Below are 18223 nucleotides of genomic sequence, written 5' to 3'. Positions count from 1 at the left end.
CTTAACCGATCTACGTTTCATAATGCTCTTGTCTTAAAAGCTTTATTAAAACCGCTTTATTTTTTATTACAAATAATAACTCTCAAATCACTCAACAACCAACTTCGATACTACCCATTTATGAAGCGGGTTTTTATTGTAGCGCGGATGCCATGCGGCTATTACGTCAAACGGCGCGGGTAACTGTAGCAGCTCTATTTTTACTAGCTCTGAGCTTACTGCGCGTGAGGGTAAAAATGCGATAGAGTCGGTTGTTTCTAGGTACATCGGCACAATAGAAAAACACGGTGCCGACACCACTACGTTACGCGTTAAATCAAAGCTTTTAAACCAATCGTCAATAGACCCTTTAAAATTTGGACGCGAAGGCGAGGCAATAATACTTGGATAACTGGCGATTTCAGCAAGGCTTGGCTTAGTTCCTGCTATTGATGAATTCGGCGAGGTAACGCAAATATGTTGCTCTTCAAATAACTTAATAATGGGGTAAGTACTTGGGATGTAGTCGGGGAAGGCAATGGCTAGGTTTACTTTGCCGCTTTCCATTAAATCGTGCAGACTGTCTATCTCGAAGTCTCTTATTATAAGCTTTAAATTTGGCGCTTGTGCCCGGAGTACTTTAACTAATGCTGGTAAAACGACTTGCTGTGCGTAGTCGGTAGCGGCTATTACAAACTCATCATTAACTGTTTTTGGGTCAAATATTTTAGGTGCTAATAATGCCTGAAAGTCGTTTAGGAGTTTGTCTATGTCTACCGACAACTCCTCTGCATAAGGTGTAGGCACAAAGCCAGTGGTTTTTCTCAAAAACAGCTGGTCGTCAAACACGTCGCGTAACTTTTTTAGTTGCTCACTCACTGCTTGTTGGGTTAAGCCCAATTTACTCGCTGCTTTTGAGGCGTTCTTCTCGCGAATGAGCGCTTGGAAAATACGCAATTGTTTTATATCTAATCGGTCTAACTTGCTCATGCTGCTGCCAGAGTTATTTAGTAGTAATATTTAACTTATCACATAACCAAATTATCTTGTATCTCTTACATAAAAGGGTTGTTTCTAATTGTTAAAATACTCCCTTACTATGCTCCTACACACTAAAGTGAACAAATGATTGGAGCAAACAATGAAAACAGTAATTTTAATAGGCGCACTAGGTAAAATGGGTCAAGCGGCATTAACCGGTTTATCTAAGCATAAAGTAATTACAGCGGGTCGTTCGGGCGATGTGGATCATATTGTTGATATTACCAGCGAGCAATCAATTACTGAACTGTACGAAAAAGTAGGCCATTTTGATGCCGTAGTTAATACCGTAGGTTTATGTGAGTACGAAACGTTTGCAGATATGAGCGAAGCCCAGTGGATGAGCACTATTATGAGCAAAATGATGGGGCAAATTAACCTTGTACGCATTGGTCAAAAGTACATTGCCGATAGCGGTTCATTTACGCTAATTAGCGGTATTTTAAACGTTAAACCTATTCCGTTTGCGATTGCTGATGCAACAACCAGCGGTGCAATAGATACGTTTGCAAAATGCGTATCACTTGAAATGCCACGTGGCACACGTATTAATGTGGTTAACCCTACCGTACTTGAAGAAGCATGGGACGTATACGGCGAGATGATGCCAGGTTTTCAACCAGTACCAGGCAAGCTTGTAGGTAAAGCGTTTGAGCGTTCGGTTGATGGCTTTATTACTGGCGAAGTTATTTTTGTAGATGCATAACTACCCGCCATATTGGTGAGAGATGCTAGCAAACTAATAAGCGCTTTGTATTTACAGTAACTGCAATGCGCTTTAAAACATATTTTAATAGGTGATGAAATGAAAAAATTAATACCCGTATTTGCTATATTATTGGCTGCAGGTTGTGCCAACGTAGCCCCAAGCTCGCAATATGCTAGCGAGCCAGGTGCCAACTCTAATAAAGAATGTAAAACAATACCGCGCCATAAGCACACAGTTCAGTGGTGTAAGCCACATTCTTCTAAATAGATCGATAAATTAAACTACATACCCACTAAAACCTAGCGCTTTAAAATACAGCTTTGGAATACCAAATTTGCACTCATTTAGCAGCTCGCTAAAGCGCATTCTATCGAGTGGGTAAAACTCATTTTCTAAATCGTGTCCCATTTGTGTTTTACCGGTTTCGGTTAAACCTAATTGCGCACACGTCGTAAGTTGGGCTTCGCGCTCAAACGTCGTTTCGGGGCGCATTAAATCAGCAATATAAAGGAGTGCATCTTTTTTAAGATTGCCCTTCATTGCTTTTAATAGCTGCTTTTTATCGCCATTGTCTTGTACAAAATGCATGACTAATAAACATAAAATGGCATCAGCTTTAACTGATAATTTATCAACAGGGCCATTGTGAATCGTTACGCGACTAGTTATGCCTTGTTCATCAAATTGCTGCTGTGCGATAGCAAGCATATCGGCTGATGTATCTTGCGCAGTAAGTTGCCATGTTGGGTTTAATGCAGCCAGTGCGAGCACTTCTTTACCAGTGCCTGCCCCTACTACTAAAATATGTGCATTGTCGCTTAGCGTTGCTTGTAGCTGTGCGTTAGTTAGTTGGTGTAATAACTCATAACCTGGAACTAAACGAGTAATGCGGCTATCGTATTGTGTTGCTTGTTCGCCTGTAAATGTTGGCATTTTTAAACTCCCTAATAGCTATATAACTTCAACTGTGGAATATCCACCTGGCTTTTTGGCTACATGCACTTGAGTGGCTACGCGCTCGCTCATTTGTGTTACGTGCGATATAACGCCTACTTTTCTACCTTGTGCTTGTAATGAATCAAGAGCGTCCATTGCAATGCTGAGGGTTTCGCTGTCTAACGTACCAAACCCTTCGTCAATAAACAAAGAATTGATTTGTACTTTGTTTGACGAAAGCGATGCTAAACCAAGTGCAAGCGCCAGTGATACTAAAAATGACTCCCCGCCCGAGAGCGTATTAACAGAGCGTTGCTCGTCGGCCATGTCGCGGTCAATAATCGCAATGTCGAGCGTTTGTGCTATTGCCGTTAATTCGTAGCGCTTGTTGAGTGTTTTTAAATGGCTGTTGGCATAGTGCAGTAATATTTTTAATGTTTGTGTTTGCGCTAAGTTACGCATGGTTTTACCCGTTGCATCGCCTAGTACTTTATTAAGCAAGTGCCACTGTTCAACCTGCGTTTTAAGCGTTGTTAGTTCGGCTTGCTTACCTTCAAGCGCCTTTGTATTTTGGTTATGCTGCTCAATGGCAGTATTAGTCGCTAGTAATGAACTTTGCAGCTGCGTTTGTTGCTCGTTTAAGCTACTTAATTGGGTATTTAAAGCCTCTGCACTTTGCGTTGGTTTATCGCTACTGTTGTGTTTTTCAAGCGTAAGTTGCTGCTGTTTTAATGCGGCATTTGCATCGGTTAGCGCTTGAGTTAACTGCTCGTGCTGATTTAAATGCGCTTTAATCGTCTCGCTACTAAGTGTTAGTAAAATTTTGACCTGTTCGTGCGTCGCATTGCTAAATTGCGCTTTAAAGTCGCTAAACCACTCGTTATAACGTGCCTCAAGCGTTGCTAGCTCTTGACTGTTTTCAAGCAAGCGTTGCTCTGCGTTTTTAAGTGTTATAGCGTGCTCGTCTCGCTGCTTAATAGCATCATCATGCGCTTTTTGACTTGCTTGAACCAGCAATTGCTTTTGCTCTTGCTCACTTGTGAGCTTTGCTTGGTAGTCGTCTGCGCTTATTTGCTCGTTATTAAATAATGCTAAGCGCTCAGTTTGCACAGTGCTTAATAGCGCTTTAGCTTTTATGAGCTCTTCATTGAGTGTTTTTAACGATTGTTCGTTGTTACTTATAAGCGGGGTAAGCTGCTTTATTTGCTCATTAGCTGTGTGTTGGCGTTTTTGGCTTTGCTCGAGTTGCGTTTGAGTTTGCTGGTACTGCGTAACCTGCTCGTGCAACTGGGTAAGCTCAAGCGTATTGCCTTGTAGTTGCTGCCAAAAATCACTGTTTTCAAATTGACTATTAAGCGTTGTATCCAGCTCGTTAATTTGCGCATTTAGTTCGCTATGCTTACTCGTTATTTGGTTTTGCTGATGTGTAAGCTCAAGCTGTTTATTACTAAGTTGCTGCTGTGCTTGCTGCTCTGCTTTAAGTGCTGCTTGTAGCTCATTTACTTTAGTTTGCAGTGTACGCTGGCGTTTTTGTTGCTCAAAATACTGCGCTTTTTGCTCCGTTAACCGCTTATAAGTGACTTCAAGCTGATCGGCCGTTAAGTCGTTAAGCTCGGTACGTGCACCTTGCATGGTATTTTTAATATCAAGCTGTTTAGCTTTTGCCGTTTGTATTACTTGCTCAAGTTGTCCGTGTTCAGCAGCTAATACAGCATGTTGAGTTTGATGCTTATGCAGCTCGCTTTGTGCATTCTCAAATTGCTTTTTGGCGGTATTAAAAGCATTTTCAAAATCAGTAATTAAGTTATTTAATTGCTGATTTTGATTTACCGCGTACGGGTGCTCCGTTGCACCGCACACTAAACAAGGCTCATTAGGGCGAAGCTCAGTACGTAAATGCTCAACGTTTTCGCTGGCTCTTAAGCGCGCTTGGTTAAGTGCGTACTCGCTGCCTTTTAGCGCTTGCTCACTGGTTATTAAATGTTGATTAAGTAAAGCATGAGCTTGCTGGCTTTCATTTAACTGCTGGTTGAGCACTTGTTGGCGTTGCGTGCTTTGTTTTAGTTCTGTATTAAATTGCCCATAACGCTCGCGTTGCTCTTTTAAGTAATCAATACTCTTTAGCTGCGCGTCGCAATGCTCTGCATTAAATTCAGTCAGCTGGTTATTTAATACCTGTAATGCCAATTGCTCATTATTAAGTAACGCCTCGCACTGCTGCACTTTATTATTTTGCGTATTTAAAAGCTCACTCTGATTTGTAAGCTCGCTATTAAGAGTTTGGCTTTGCGTAACGTTTGCGGCTAATTGCTGTTGTGCACTTAAGTAAGTAGTAAAGCTTTGTTTATAATAGCTCCAATCTTTTGCTAAAACGTGCAGCTGTGCATGCTCATTAAGCCATTGCTGGCTTTTTGTAGAGTCGGTATTAGCAAGCTCTAACTCGTTACTGCTTTGTTTAAACTGTTGTTTGAGCTCATCAAGTTGCGTTTGCTCTTTAGCTATTTGTGACTCAGTACCTTTTATACTTTGGCTTTGCAAAGCAATGTTGCTGTCGAGCTCGCGCGCTTTAGCGATAACGGGCGCTGCATTTTGTTTTTGCTCATTGGCGTTATTAAGCTGCTCGGTGTGTTTAGTAAGCGCGGTATTACACTCATTAATTACCGCTAAATGGTCAACACTTTTAAGCGTTGTAATTTGCTCATTTTGCGCCGTATTTTGATCTGTTAAAACAGTAAAGCGGCTGCGGTTGTCTTTTATTTCAAGCGCCTGTTTGGCTTGTTTAGCTTGCTCGCTTTGCTCAACGATACTTTCAAGCGCTGAACTTGCTTGTTGCTGCGTTTGCTGTGCTTGGAGTAAGTTTTGCTCAAGCACTGTTGCTTGCTGATACCAGCTAAGTGCTTTTTCGGTTTTGGTCAGCTCTTGTTTAGCGTGTTCGGTTTGCGTTTTTAAATCCGCTAGCTTAGTTTGTTGTAACTCAAGTTCTTCGCTCGTTAATAAAGTATAGCTTTCAAGGCCTGCTTTAAGCGCTTCAAGCTTTGCTACTTGCTCTTTATGGCGTTCAAAAATACGCACGCCAATACGGCTAAACTTATCGGTGCCTGTTAAGCACTCCAAAAGTTGCGCTCGCTCATCGCCCGTGGCTTTTAAAAATGCAGCAAACTCGTGTTGCGCTAATAATACCGCACGGGAGAATTGCTCAAAGTTAAGCCCTATTTTGCTTTCTACTTCTTTTATTGTGTGGCTTTTGTCTGCTATTAGGGTTTCGTCTGGCAGGGTTACTAATGTGTGCTCTGCTACTTTAAGTTTGCCTGTTACTTTTTTATGGGTGCGTGAAATTGTATAGCGTGCACGATAAAGCTGTTTATCTTGCCCTAAAAAGTCGACCTCAGCGTAGCCTTCCCATGTGCCTCTGCGTAGTAAGTTTCGCGCATCATTTAGCTTAATGCTGTCGCCGTTAAACTCAATTAAATTACCTTTATCGCCACGTAGCCGTGCTGTTTTTGTATAAAGCGCTAAGCATATCGCATCTAAAAAGGTACTTTTACCTGCGCCGGTATCGCCTGTAATGGCAAATAAACCCGCGTCTTTTAATGGGGCTTGAGTAAAGTCTATTTCAGCGTCAACAATTGAGGCTAAGTTATGAATACGAACTGCGGTTATTTTCATAGTTGTTCTTGCTCCGTTAGCTCGTTTATCACGTCACTTAAAAGTACTTTTAGCTCATCGGGTACGCTTTGCCCTGCCATGTCTTTATCGTTTGCGAATGCTTGTTCTAATAAATTAAGTGGGTTAAGCATTTCAACCTCGCTTAAATCTTCAAATACGGTGTTATCGTCATTTTGCGCTGATTGCTCACGTACACGTTCAATACCACAAAATTTAATATGCTTGCCTTCAAGTGCTTGTTCTATTTGTTCTCTGAAGGTGGTGTCGGTATCGCTTGATTTAAGCTTTACACGTAAATAAGGCGCTACTGTATTTTGTGATGTGTCGAGTGCTTTTATTTGTTCGCACAGTTCACTTAATGGAACGCACTCCCCTTTTGGTAAAACAATTACATCGGCAGAGCGCGGAATGTAAAGGGGGTTTACAGTTGTACTAATCTGTTGTTTTTCATCAGAAATAAATTCAATAACATTTACTTGGTGGGTGTAGTTACGTTCTGAAAACGACATTGGAATAGGTGTGCCGCTGTAGCGAATAACATCGCTTTTAGCAACTTGTTGCGCTTTGTGTAAATGCCCAAGTGCCACATAGTTAGCTTGTTTACCAAATACATTAGCTGAAATAGACTCTTCACCGCCTATTACTAAGTTACGCTCAGAATCACTTGATATATCTCCGCCTTTAGCGTGTAAATGCCCCATAACTATTAATGGTGAGTTTTGCTCATTTATATTAACAGCTTGCTCTAAGGCAAGTTCGTAAGCTTTTGCAACGCCTTGAGCATAACTAGGGCCGCTTTCGGTTTGGCTAAGTGAACTTATATCGCTTGCGCGTAAAAATGGCATAGCGACGATTACAGCGCGTTTACCATTAGTATTTATGGTAATAACAGTTTCATCGGGTGTAGCGATATCAAAGCGCCCTACTACGTGAGTATCAAACTGTGCAAGTAATGGCTGAGCCGCCAAAATACGATTTGCAGAGTCGTGGTTACCCGCAATAATCACTACGTGTAATAGTGGGCATGCTTTTTTGGCGTCTTTAATAAATTGGTAAAGCTGATTTTCGGCGCTAGCGCTTGGTGTCGCTGTATGATAAATGTCGCCAGCAACTAAAAGTAAATCTATTTGTTGTTCAACAAGAGTGGCTAATAACCATGTAAAAAAAGCTTGATGTTCAACACGGCGATCGTGTTCGTAAAATTGTTGGCCAAGGTGCCAATCTGAGGTGTGGAGGACTTTCATGTCGCGCTCTTAATAAAACCGTAAGAGCGCCAATATACCCAAGGCTGTTAAAGATGCAAGCCTAAGGCATGCATTACGTTAGGTTAAACTGTACCAAGCTGAAAAAACAACCGGTAATGCTAAAAGTGCCATTAATAATGGAATTTTTAACGTTTTAGTTTGTTTTGCGTGTAGCGCCTTTAATGCATTAGTTTCGTTGCACGCTGCTACTTTATCGATATAAAAATAACCCGAATCGAGATACTGCTTACAGTTATTCTCACTTGCTGGAATCGCAATTAGTTCTTGTTGTTTTTTTAGGATGTAAAAATCCATAAGCCCACCGCATTTCTTGCTAGTAATCGATATTAATTTGAGGATAAATGTGACGAATTTATTTGCCTCAAATAAAAAGGTTGGCGATTTTAAATATAAACAGCACTAAAGATCAACCTAAAATTACACTATTTGTCATTTATCGTACAAATAGCGAATATTAATGAAGTTCGGCAATATTTGAGCCAATTATTTACTCGTTTCACTGTGTTTTTGTTCAGTAGAAAGGGCTTTTAGGCCATTTTACTTGTTGCGAATTAGTAATACTTATACGTAGGATTAATGGTTTACCTGGTAATGCCAAAGCAATACTTTTTTAGCAATATATATAAAATGAATGATATTTTTTTAAGTTCTGGGACTTTGTATTTAACCGATCAAAACCATTATTAAAACCCAATTTTGTAAACCCCCTTTACAGTTTTTATCTATTCGTATTTTGTTACAAAATAATTGTATTTTTCAATCTAAAAAACTAAGTGAGCATCACCCTAAAAATACGGTACTTGGTCGCTAATTTATTGAAGCTAACTGGTATATTTGTCAAAGTACGCTCACAAAATTATATTAGGACTAACAATGAAAAAAATAGGTCTTACGCTAAGTGCTTTTGTATTGCCGTTCGCAATATCGAGTGCAGCTATGGCGTCTTCGGTTGAGCAAACAAAAGGTTCTTTTGTTGATAAATTTCGTCAATTAGACGAAGCACTTCCTACACCCAATGTTTATCGTAGTGCCGCTGGCGAACCAGGTGAAAAATACTGGCAGCAACGTGTAAATTACGATATTGATGTGAAGCTAGATGAAAAAAAGCACCGCATTACTGGTAGTCAAAGCATTGAATATAAAAATAACTCACCACATACGCTTAAATATTTATGGTTACAGTTAGATCAAAATATTTTTAAAAGCGATTCTATTGCCGAAACAACAAAAACATTTAAAAGCACTTTAGAAAGCCTACCAGCTCAAAAGCCCGCTAAATTAAGTTTAGGTGAATTACGTCGCCAGCAATTTATGAGCGACAACGAACTGGGTTATACAATCAGTGGCGTAAAAGATGACGATGGTAAAGAACTACGCGTAACTGTAGTTGATACCTTAATGCGCATCGATTTAAACGAGCCATTAAAACCAGGTAAAGAAGTAGAATTTAGCATGAACTTTGCCTTCAACATTGTTGAAGAAGATGCAGTGGGTGCACGTTCTGGTTACGAGCACTTTGAAGAAGACGGCAACGACATATTCTTAATTGCTCAGTGGTTTCCTCGTTTAGCGGCTTATACCGATTACGAAGCATGGACAAACAAGCCGTTTTTAGGCTCAGGTGAGTTTACGCTTGAGTTTGGTGATTACGATGTTGAGATTACTGTTCCGGCAGATCACATTGTATCGGCAACAGGTAAACTTGATAACGCGAGCAAAGTACTTACGAGTACTCAGCGTAAACGTTTAAAGCAAGCCGAAACATCTAAGCGTCCTGTGTTTATTGTTAACGCAGAAGAAGCGCTAGAAAACGAAAAAGAAGGCACCGACAAAACTAAAACGTGGCACTTTAAAGCGCAAAACGTACGTGACTTTGCTTGGGCGTCGTCTCGTAAGTTTATGTGGGATGCAAAGGGTTATCAGCAAGGTGGTGACGTTCAACCTTTAGTTATGGCAATGTCGTTCTTCCCTAAAGAAGGTGGTGACTTATGGGAGAAGTACTCAACTGAAGCGGTAGTACACACAATGGAAGTGTACTCTAAGTATTCTTTTGACTACCCATACCCAACTGCGCAATCGGTAAATGGCCCTGTTGGCGGTATGGAATACCCAATGATTACCTTTAACGGCCCGCGTACTAAGTTACAAGATGATGGTACACGTACTTATTCTCAAGCTGAAAAGCGCTTTTTACTTGGCGTAGTTATTCATGAAGTGGGTCATATTTACTTTCCAATGATTGTTAACTCAGATGAGCGCCAATGGACGTGGATGGATGAAGGCTTAAATAGCTTTTTAGATGGCGTTGCTGGTCGTGAATGGGATCCTACTATTCCTTGGGGTGTTGAGCCTCGCGATATAGTGAGCTACATGAAGTCTGAAAACCAAGTACCTGTTATGACTCAGTCAGACAGTGTATTACGCTTAGGTCCTAATGCTTATACTAAACCTGCAGCAGCCCTTAATATTTTACGTGAAGTAATTTTAGGCCGTGACTTATTCGACTTTGCATTTAAAGAGTATGCTCAGCGCTGGAAATACAAGCGCCCTACTCCAGCTGATTTTTTCCGTACAATGGAAGAAGCCTCTGGTGTTGATTTAGATTGGTTTTGGCGTGGCTGGTTTTACACCACAGACCATGTAGATATCTCTTTAGATAAAGTATATCAACTACGTTTAGACACTAAAAACCCTGATATTGATTACAGCCGTTTACGTGATATTGAAGCAGACAAACCTACTTCATTATTTGTTGAGCGTAACCGCGCACAAGGTAAAAAAACATGGGTTGAGAAAAACTCTGATGTTACCGATTTTTATGACGAAAACGACCGTTTTACTGTAACCAATAAAGAACGTAACTCGTACAATAAGTTTTTAAAAGGCTTAGAGCCGTGGGAGCGTAAAACGCTTGAGCGTGCTTTAGAAGAAGATAAAAACTATTACGTTATGGAATTTTCAAACCTTGGTGGTTTGGTAATGCCTATTTTATTAGAGCTAACATATGAAGATGGCACTAAAGAAGAGCGCTATATTCCTGCTGAAATTTGGCGTCGTAATTATAAAAACGTTCAGAAGCTGATTGTTACCGATAAAAACAAACCGCTTGTATCAGTTACTGTCGATCCAGGCTGGGAAACAGCTGACGTAGATGTTGAAAACAATAACTACCCTCGTCGTATTATTCCTTCACGTATTGAAGTATTTAAAAAGGAAAAGAGTAAAGCTAAAGTAAGTCGCGATATCATGCAAGATATTAAAACTGAGCTTAAAACTGATGAGAAGAAAGACGAAAAGGATGACGGTGAGGAGCAGCAATAATGCGCTTTTTGCTTATTATTGTTTGCCTTTTAGTTGCTGCGCCAAGTATGGCGCATCAACTAAAGTCGTCAGTTACAACCGTGCTTTTTAATAAACGAACGCATAATGTTGAATTAATGCATCGCTTTTATTTACATGATACCGAACACGCCGTAGGAACATTGTTTAAAGGCAAAATTGATATTATTAGTAATAAAGCCGACCAACAACGTTTTGCTAAGTATGTTGAATCGCATGTTGCTCTACAAACATTAAGTGGTGAGCCTTTAGCGCTTAACTTTGTGGGAGCACAAGTTGATGGTAAGTTTTTTTGGGTTTACCAAGAAGCACCAATTCCTGAAAATATTGAAGGAATTAAAATGAGTAATGGCGCACTTCGTGATTTATGGCCATCTCAGGTAAATATGGTAAACGTTGAGGGCAAAGGTAAGATTAAAACTTTAAACTTTGCTCAAGATGATACTTGGCTCGAAGCCCGCTTTGAGCAAAATTAATATTTAAAACTTCCCCAACCGACGCGCACAGCAGTTGTTTATGTGCGCGTTTTCTTCATACGTTTAAACTGCGTTCATGTTTGATCTGTTATTTGTAAATTTACGTAAAATTTATGAGTTCAATTTGTATATTTACCTTTTTTTGCGCATGATATATCAAGCACTTAAATTACTTTGTTATCAATAGATTGATAATGGTGCGTATTAATATTTAAATATAGTTAGTTTCATTTATCCCTTTGTATTTACCGGCCTAGGGCATAAGCAGTAGAGAATTTTATGTTTAAATTTCATTTAGTAATAACTAAATTCAGGGAATGATATGACTACTCAGGTTGAGGCTATTTTTGGAGTGATTTTTGATTTAGATGGAACATTGGTTTCATCAGAATTAGATTTTGCATTAATAAAGGCCCAAATAGGTTGCCCTTGCGAGCAAGACTTACTTGATTACATTGCTCAGTTGCCCTCACCGTATATGCGTGAAGAGGCAATGAATATAGTTCACCAACACGAATTAATAGATGCACAACATGCCAGTATATTACCTGGTGTGAGTGAAGCTATTCATGCTTTAAAGTCTAAAAATATTCCGATGGCGATTGTTACTCGCAATTTTGATAAAGCAGCGGCAATTAAATTACAAAATAATCCACTTCCTATCAGCACGGTTTTAACGCGAAGTGATGCACCAGCAAAACCCGACCCGAGCGCTTTAAATGCCATTGCTACACTTTGGAACATTAACGCCAGAAATTTACTTTATGTAGGCGATTACCTTTACGATATTCAAGCTGCGCATAATGCAAACATGCGAGCATGTTTATATGCTCCTGAGTCAACGCCAGCCTATGCAGACCAAGCTGATTACGTTTTACATGACTTTGTTGAATTAGTGACATTGGTTGAAAGTTATTCTAAAAAAATAGAATTATGTTAAATAGCGTGCTATTAAATTTATTCTGAAATAAGTATGTAGTTATAAAAGTTTTTATTAATCAAGTTTTGCCCATTGCGGAGCTAGCCCAATACGTTTTGAATTGGTAAAATACCGCAAAACGTAACGTATTCATTAGGGGCACAAAATGGGCAGAGCATTTGTAGTTCGTCAAAGTTCTATGATCAAAACAGCCAATGCAAAAACAAAAGTAAACTCAAAGTATGGTAAAGAGATTTACGTTGCAGCAAAAAGTGGTGATCCCGATCCCGAAGTAAATCAAACACTACGCCGTCTAATCGAAAAAGCTAAAAAAGACCAAGTACCCGCACACGTTATTGAAAAAGCAATTGAAAAAGCAGCCGGTGGCGCAGGGGAAGATTACTCTGTTGCCCGTTACGAAGGCTATGGTCCTGGTAATTGCATGGTTATAGTTGACTGTTTAACTGATAATCCGAACCGTACAATTAAAGATGTACGCTTACCGTTTACTAAAACAGACTCAAAAATTGGTACTCCTGGCTGCGTAGCACATATGTTTGATCATTATGCGGTACTTGGCTTTGCGGGTGATGACGACGAAATAGTATTAGAAGCATTAATGATGGCTGATGTTGATGTTAGCGATGTTGAAGCCGAGGACGGTAAAGTGTCGGTATTTGCACCGCCAACAGAATACTTTAAAGCTAAAACAGCCCTTGAAGACGCGTTTGAAGGCATTAACTTTGAAGTAGACGAAATTACGTTTATTCCTCAAGTTAATATTGAAATTGAAGACGAAGAAGTTATTGCTAACTTTGATAAGTTTATAAATATGCTTGAAGATTGTGACGATGTACAAAATATTTATCACAATGCCATTGTAAAAAATTAGATTTAATTAGCTAAAGCTTTAAAAAGCGTGTTTTGTGTATGCAAAACACGCTTTTTTACGTTTGAATAAATGTTAGATATTCATGTGTATTATCTATATACCTTTAAAATGCCATATAAGCGCTGCTTTTTTAATTCCAGACGATAAAAAACCAGCTTAAAAGCTGGTTTAGTACTTAATCTGAACTTTGCTTAAGCGGTTAAAGCGTATTCGTTTTTTGTACTTTATATTTTATACGGTAGCTATGTAGTAGTGGTTCAGTGTAACCACTAGGTTGTGTTACGCCCTCTAAAACTAATGCAGTAGCGGCTTGATAGGCAATGCTGTTATTAAGGGTTTCTTCGTTTGTTGCCATGGGTGTATATGCAGTGTCGTGCTCGTTTTGACCATCAACTACTTTGGCCATTTTAGCCATTGTTGATTTTATTTGCGCCTGTGAACACACGTCATTTAGCAACCAATTAGCCATATGCTGGCTTGAAATACGCAGTGTTGCTCTGTCTTCCATTAGCCCGATATGGTTAATGTCGGGTACTTTTGAGCAGCCAACGCCTTGATCAATCCAACGTACAACGTAGCCTAAAATGCCTTGTGCGTTGTTTTCAAGCTCGCTTTGAATATCTTCTTTTGAAAGCGTTTTAGGGTCTGCCATTAGCGGCGGTGTAAGCAGGTCATTAAGGCTAGCAATAGTACGTTTAGCAATACTTTGCTGCTCGGTAAATACGTTTACATCGTGATAATGCATTGCGTGCAGAGTAGCGGCTGTAGGGGAGGGCACCCATGCTGTATTAGCGCCTGATTTAGGATGTGCTAGTTTTTGCTCCATCATTAATGCCATTTTATCTGGCATTGGCCACATGCCTTTACCAATTTGTGCTTTATGACTTAAGCCACAAGCAAGGCCAATATCGACATTGCGATCCTCATATGCGCTTATCCATGATTGCTGTTTAATCTGTGCTTTTGGAAGTACAACACCCGCTTGCATAGAGGTATGAATTTCATCGCCGGTTCTATCTAAAAATCCGGTGTTGATAAATACCACACGCTCTTTAGCTGCATGAATACAGGCTTTTAGGTTTACAGATGTACGGCGTTCTTCATCCATAATACCCATTTTAAGGGTGTTTTTAGGTAAGCTTAGCGCTTCCTCTACTAGGCTAAATAAAGTGTTAGTAAACGCCACTTCTTCAGGGCCGTGCATTTTTGGTTTTACTATATTAATACTTTGCGCGCTGGTATTTTTTATACCTGTTTTTTTGTTTAGGTCGTGCAGGGCAGCGGTGGCTGTAAACATCGCATCCATAATGCCTTCAAATACCGGTTGATTGTACACATCGGTAATAGCAGGGTTCGTCATTAAATGGCCAACGTTTCTAACAAACATCATGCTGCGGCCTTTTAAAGTAACGGTGCCGCCGTCAAGTGCGGTGTATATTTTATCACTTTGTAGGGTACGCTCTACGGTTTTATCGCCTTTTTTAAACGATTCAACTAAGTTACCTTGCATCAAACCAAGCCAATTTTTATAAACCTGTACTTTATCTTCTGCATCTACTGCAGCTACTGAATCTTCACAGTCCATAATGGTGGTGAGTGCGGCCTCTAACACTACATCTTTTAAGCCTGCTTTATCTGCTTGGCCAATAATGTGGTGGTGATCGATATGTAGCTCTATGTGTAAATCATTGTTTTTTAATAATACTACAGTAGGATTTTGCGCTTCACCTTGATAGCCAATAAGCTGAGATGGGTCGGCTAATGTGGTTTGAGAGCTATCACGTAACGTAATTAAAAGTGCGCCATCTACTACTGAATAATTAGTGCTTTCTATGTGCGAGCCATTAGTCAGCGGCAATGCTTTATCTAAAAACTGACGAGCGTAGGCCATGACTTTAAAACCACGTACTGGGTTGTAAGTAGTGCCTTTTTCGGCGCCATCGTCTTCGCTTAACACATCAGTGCCGTATAAAGCGTCGTATAACGAACCCCAACGTGCGTTAGCAGCATTAAGTGCAAAGCGTGCGTTACTTACAGGCACAACCAACTGAGGCCCTGCTGTAAGCGCTACCTCGGGTTCTACATTTTGAGTTTCAATCTCAAAGTTGGCAGGCTCTTTTACTAAATAACCAATATCTTGCAAAAAGGCTTGGTACTTAACGCTATCCCACGCTTTATTAGCAAGATGGTAGTCGTCTATTTGCTTTTGAAGCAGCTCTCGCTTTTCAAGCAATGCTGTGTTTGTAGGGGTAAGTGTTTGCACTATATGTGCAAAGTTTTGCCAAAACTGCTGCTCACTCAAATGCGTGCCAGGGAGTAATTGGTTTTTAACGAAATCAGCAAGTTGTGTGTCTACGCTGAGTCCTGAATGTGTGAGAGTGTGGGACATAATTGCCTTCCTTAAACGGTCGCGATGTTGTTGTGTGCTTGTGCGTTAAGGCAACAATAACTCAAAAAAGCAATGTTGAGTGCTTTTTAGCCATTCACAAAATGTATAGCCGCAATAATAACTATAAATTTACTAAATCTAAAAAATGAGCCTAATGTTGAATCAAGCGAAACGGAGCACACACTCCTAGCCACTCTCACAACATTAAAATAATTTACACACTCGTTCGAAGGATTTTATTATGACAACATATCAACGCGAAACAGACACTCTTTCTACTCTTTGCCAATCTCAAGGCAGCCCATGGAAAGCTATTAACCCTGAATACGCAAGCCGTATGCGTTTACAAAACCGCTTTCGTACTGGGATTGAAATTGCGCAATACACAGCAGACGTAATGCGTGAAGATATGGCTGCATATGACGCAGACACAAGCCAGTACACACAGTCTTTGGGGTGTTGGCATGGTTTTACTGCCCAACAAATGATGATGGCTATTAAGCGCCACCAAAAAACAACTAAACGCAGCTATGTGTACTTAAGTGGCTGGATGGTTGCAGCGCTTCGCTCTGCATTTGGCCCGCTGCCAGATCAAAGCATGCACGAAAAAACGTCGGTTCCTGCATTAATTGAAGAAATTTATACGTTTTTAAAGCAAGCTGATGCACGCGAACTTGACCACTTATTTAATGACCTAGATGCAGCAAAAGCGAATGGCGGTGACGTTCAAGCGGTTATTGATAAAATAGACAACTTTGAAACCCATGTTGTGCCAATTATTGCTGATATTGACGCTGGTTTTGGTAACGAAGAAGCAACTTATTTACTCGCTAAAAAAATGATTGAAGCCGGTGCGTGTGCCATTCAAATAGAAAACCAAGTGTCTGACGCTAAGCAATGTGGTCACCAAGCGGGTAAAGTTACAGTACCGCACGAAGACTTTTTAGCAAAAATCAATGCAGTACGTTACGCTTTTTTAGAACTCGGTATTGATAACGGTATTATTGTGGCACGCACAGATTCATTAGGTGCCAGCCTTACTCAAAAAGTACCTGTGTCGCAAACACCTGGTGATTTAGCAAGCCAGTACAATGCATTTTTAGAAACCACGCCAATTAACGGTGTTGATGACTTAAATGAAGGCGACACGGCAATGAAAATTAATGGCCAGCTATGTAAACCAACTCGCCTAGATAACGGTTTATTTCAATTCCGCGAAGGCACTGAAAAAGACCGCGTAGTTCTAGATTGTATTACGAGCTTGCAGTCGGGCGCTGATTTACTGTGGATTGAAACAGAAAAACCACATGTTAAACAAATCGCAGAGCTGGTAAATCGTGTAAAAGAACACGTGCCAAATGCAAAACTGGTATACAACAACTCGCCTTCGTTTAACTGGACGCTTAAGTTCCGTGAGCAAGTATATCAAGAATGGCAAGAAGCTGGCCGTGACTTAAGTGCTTACCCAAGCCTTGGCGACAACAAAGGCTTAATGGCTCCAGAAATGGATGCAACAGAGCTTGCTCAAGCAGCCGATTTACTAGTGCAAAACTTCCAACGCGATGGCGCACGTGAAGCCGGTATTTTCCATCACTTAATTACTCTGCCTACGTACCATACAGCTGCGCTAAGCACTGATATTTTATCAGAAGGTTACTTTGGCGACATGGGTATGCTGGCGTACGTACGTGATGTACAGCGCCAAGAGATTCGCCGTGAGCAGGCTTCTGTTAAGCACCAAGATTTAGCGGGTTCTAACATGGGCGATACACACAAAGAATACTTCTCTGGTGATAATGCGCTAAAAGCCGGTGGTGAAGATAACACCATGAACCAATTTTAATTCCTAACTAGATAGTGTTACTCAAGGGCCAATAGGCCCTTTTTTATTGCTTTAAGTAAAGTTAGAACATTGAAGCACAATTACAGATCAGACTTTAACTAGGGCGTGTTGATCTTTGTGGATTGAAATTTGTTCAATCTAGGGGCAATTAAATCGCGGCGCGAGGTTTGTAACCTAGTGGGCTAAGTAAAAACCGAGCAACAAAGAGTTTATCGTCCCTAGAAAGAACCCAAAGGGCAGCGCATGTTTGGTATTTATGCTACGTTATCGCCTATTCATGGGGAATAACCACACTACATAAGCTCCGTCTTGCCTAAAAACCAAACATACTGCTGCAAATTAACCCACCAAAGTTCAACACGCCCTTGCCAAATCATGTTGGATCACTATTTAACTACCTGAGTGAATTTACAGATCAGAGTTTAACTAACCTTTCATAAAACAGCATATTTGGGGTGATTTTGCTGTAAAAAGCGTTTACAACAACTTTAAAAGGCAGGTAAGTGACTGATTTTTGTTTTAATAAGCAAACTTAGCGAATTTATAAACCGATTTTTTACTAACTTCTCTGTGCTATAAAACAAAATTTTACTAACTGATAGGCTATAAACAGTGACTCAAACCGATTTTTTACCAACTCAAGTTACAAAAAATGCTATAAACCGAAATTTTACTAACTGAAGTTTTAGCTAAGTCCGATATTTAACTGCCACAGAAGTGTAAAGGGGGTTTACAGTTTGAATACTAAGGCGGTAAACATAAAAGCCAC

The 18223-nt window shown here is 40.2% G+C and carries 13 protein-coding genes; 7 read left to right on the top strand and 6 right to left on the bottom strand.

Translation table 11 applies throughout. The annotated features are described in order from the left end of the window. Positions 1–87 precede the first annotated feature (87 nt). Positions 88–969, bottom strand: a complete 882-nt coding sequence (locus I6F50_RS11080; RefSeq protein ID WP_165741055.1) for a LysR family transcriptional regulator — start codon at positions 967–969, stop codon at positions 88–90. Between the two features lie 151 nt (positions 970–1120). Between I6F50_RS11080 and I6F50_RS11075 the strand changes: the two genes are divergently transcribed. After that, positions 1121–1726 (top strand): short chain dehydrogenase, encoded by a 606-nt coding sequence (locus tag I6F50_RS11075; RefSeq protein WP_165727910.1) that lies wholly within the window; start codon positions 1121–1123, stop codon positions 1724–1726. Between the two features lie 99 nt (positions 1727–1825). Beyond that, positions 1826–1996, top strand: a complete 171-nt coding sequence (locus I6F50_RS11070; RefSeq protein ID WP_165741056.1) for a hypothetical protein — start codon at positions 1826–1828, stop codon at positions 1994–1996. A gap of 9 nt (positions 1997–2005) precedes the next feature. Here I6F50_RS11070 and I6F50_RS11065 read toward each other — a convergent pair whose 3' ends face one another. The 4 genes from I6F50_RS11065 to I6F50_RS11050 form a co-directional block, all read right to left on the bottom strand. Then, complete coding sequence (locus tag I6F50_RS11065; protein WP_197176230.1) at positions 2006–2662, bottom strand: class I SAM-dependent methyltransferase; 657 nt, start codon at positions 2660–2662, stop codon at positions 2006–2008. Positions 2663–2680: 18 nt separating this feature from the next. Next, positions 2681–6331: an AAA family ATPase gene (locus tag I6F50_RS11060; protein ID WP_197176229.1), complete on the bottom strand. Its 3651-nt coding sequence runs from the start codon at positions 6329–6331 to the stop codon at positions 2681–2683. Continuing rightward, positions 6328–7575: an exonuclease SbcCD subunit D C-terminal domain-containing protein gene (locus tag I6F50_RS11055; RefSeq protein ID WP_197176228.1), complete on the bottom strand. Its 1248-nt coding sequence runs from the start codon at positions 7573–7575 to the stop codon at positions 6328–6330. The genes I6F50_RS11060 and I6F50_RS11055 overlap by 4 nt, the downstream gene beginning before the upstream one ends. A gap of 78 nt (positions 7576–7653) precedes the next feature. Then, entirely contained in the window at positions 7654–7890 is a 237-nt protein-coding gene (locus I6F50_RS11050; protein ID WP_002959190.1) for a hypothetical protein, read from the bottom strand. Positions 7891–8469: 579 nt separating this feature from the next. Here I6F50_RS11050 and I6F50_RS11045 point away from each other — a divergent pair. The 4 genes from I6F50_RS11045 (at position 8470) to I6F50_RS11030 (ending at position 13222) form a co-directional block, all read left to right on the top strand. Next, positions 8470–10917, top strand: a complete 2448-nt coding sequence (locus I6F50_RS11045; protein ID WP_024592705.1) for a M1 family metallopeptidase — start codon at positions 8470–8472, stop codon at positions 10915–10917. Then, the gene (locus I6F50_RS11040; protein WP_165741442.1) at positions 10917–11411 is read left to right on the top strand and encodes a DUF6702 family protein; all 495 of its coding nucleotides are present in this window, start codon (positions 10917–10919) and stop codon (positions 11409–11411) included. Before I6F50_RS11045 ends, I6F50_RS11040 begins: the two co-directional genes overlap by 1 nt. A gap of 322 nt (positions 11412–11733) precedes the next feature. Next, the gene (locus tag I6F50_RS11035) at positions 11734–12351 is read left to right on the top strand and encodes an HAD family hydrolase (protein WP_165741440.1); all 618 of its coding nucleotides are present in this window, start codon (positions 11734–11736) and stop codon (positions 12349–12351) included. Positions 12352–12496: 145 nt separating this feature from the next. Continuing rightward, positions 12497–13222, top strand: a complete 726-nt coding sequence (locus I6F50_RS11030) for a YebC/PmpR family DNA-binding transcriptional regulator (RefSeq protein WP_165741439.1) — start codon at positions 12497–12499, stop codon at positions 13220–13222. Between the two features lie 199 nt (positions 13223–13421). Here I6F50_RS11030 and I6F50_RS11025 read toward each other — a convergent pair whose 3' ends face one another. Continuing rightward, a complete protein-coding gene (locus tag I6F50_RS11025; RefSeq protein WP_197176227.1) occupies positions 13422–15611 on the bottom strand; it encodes a malate synthase G in 2190 nt (729 codons plus the stop codon). A gap of 241 nt (positions 15612–15852) precedes the next feature. On the opposite strand from I6F50_RS11025, the gene I6F50_RS11020 reads away from it, so the two are divergent. Next, entirely contained in the window at positions 15853–17454 is a 1602-nt protein-coding gene (locus I6F50_RS11020; protein ID WP_165741547.1) for an isocitrate lyase, read from the top strand. Positions 17455–18223 lie beyond the last annotated feature (769 nt).

The organism is Pseudoalteromonas sp. NZS127_1, assembly GCF_015864295.1.
In the GTDB taxonomy this organism is placed as follows: Bacteria; Pseudomonadota; Gammaproteobacteria; order Enterobacterales; family Alteromonadaceae; genus Pseudoalteromonas; species Pseudoalteromonas arctica.
This window is presented reverse-complemented; position numbering and strand designations above follow the sequence as displayed.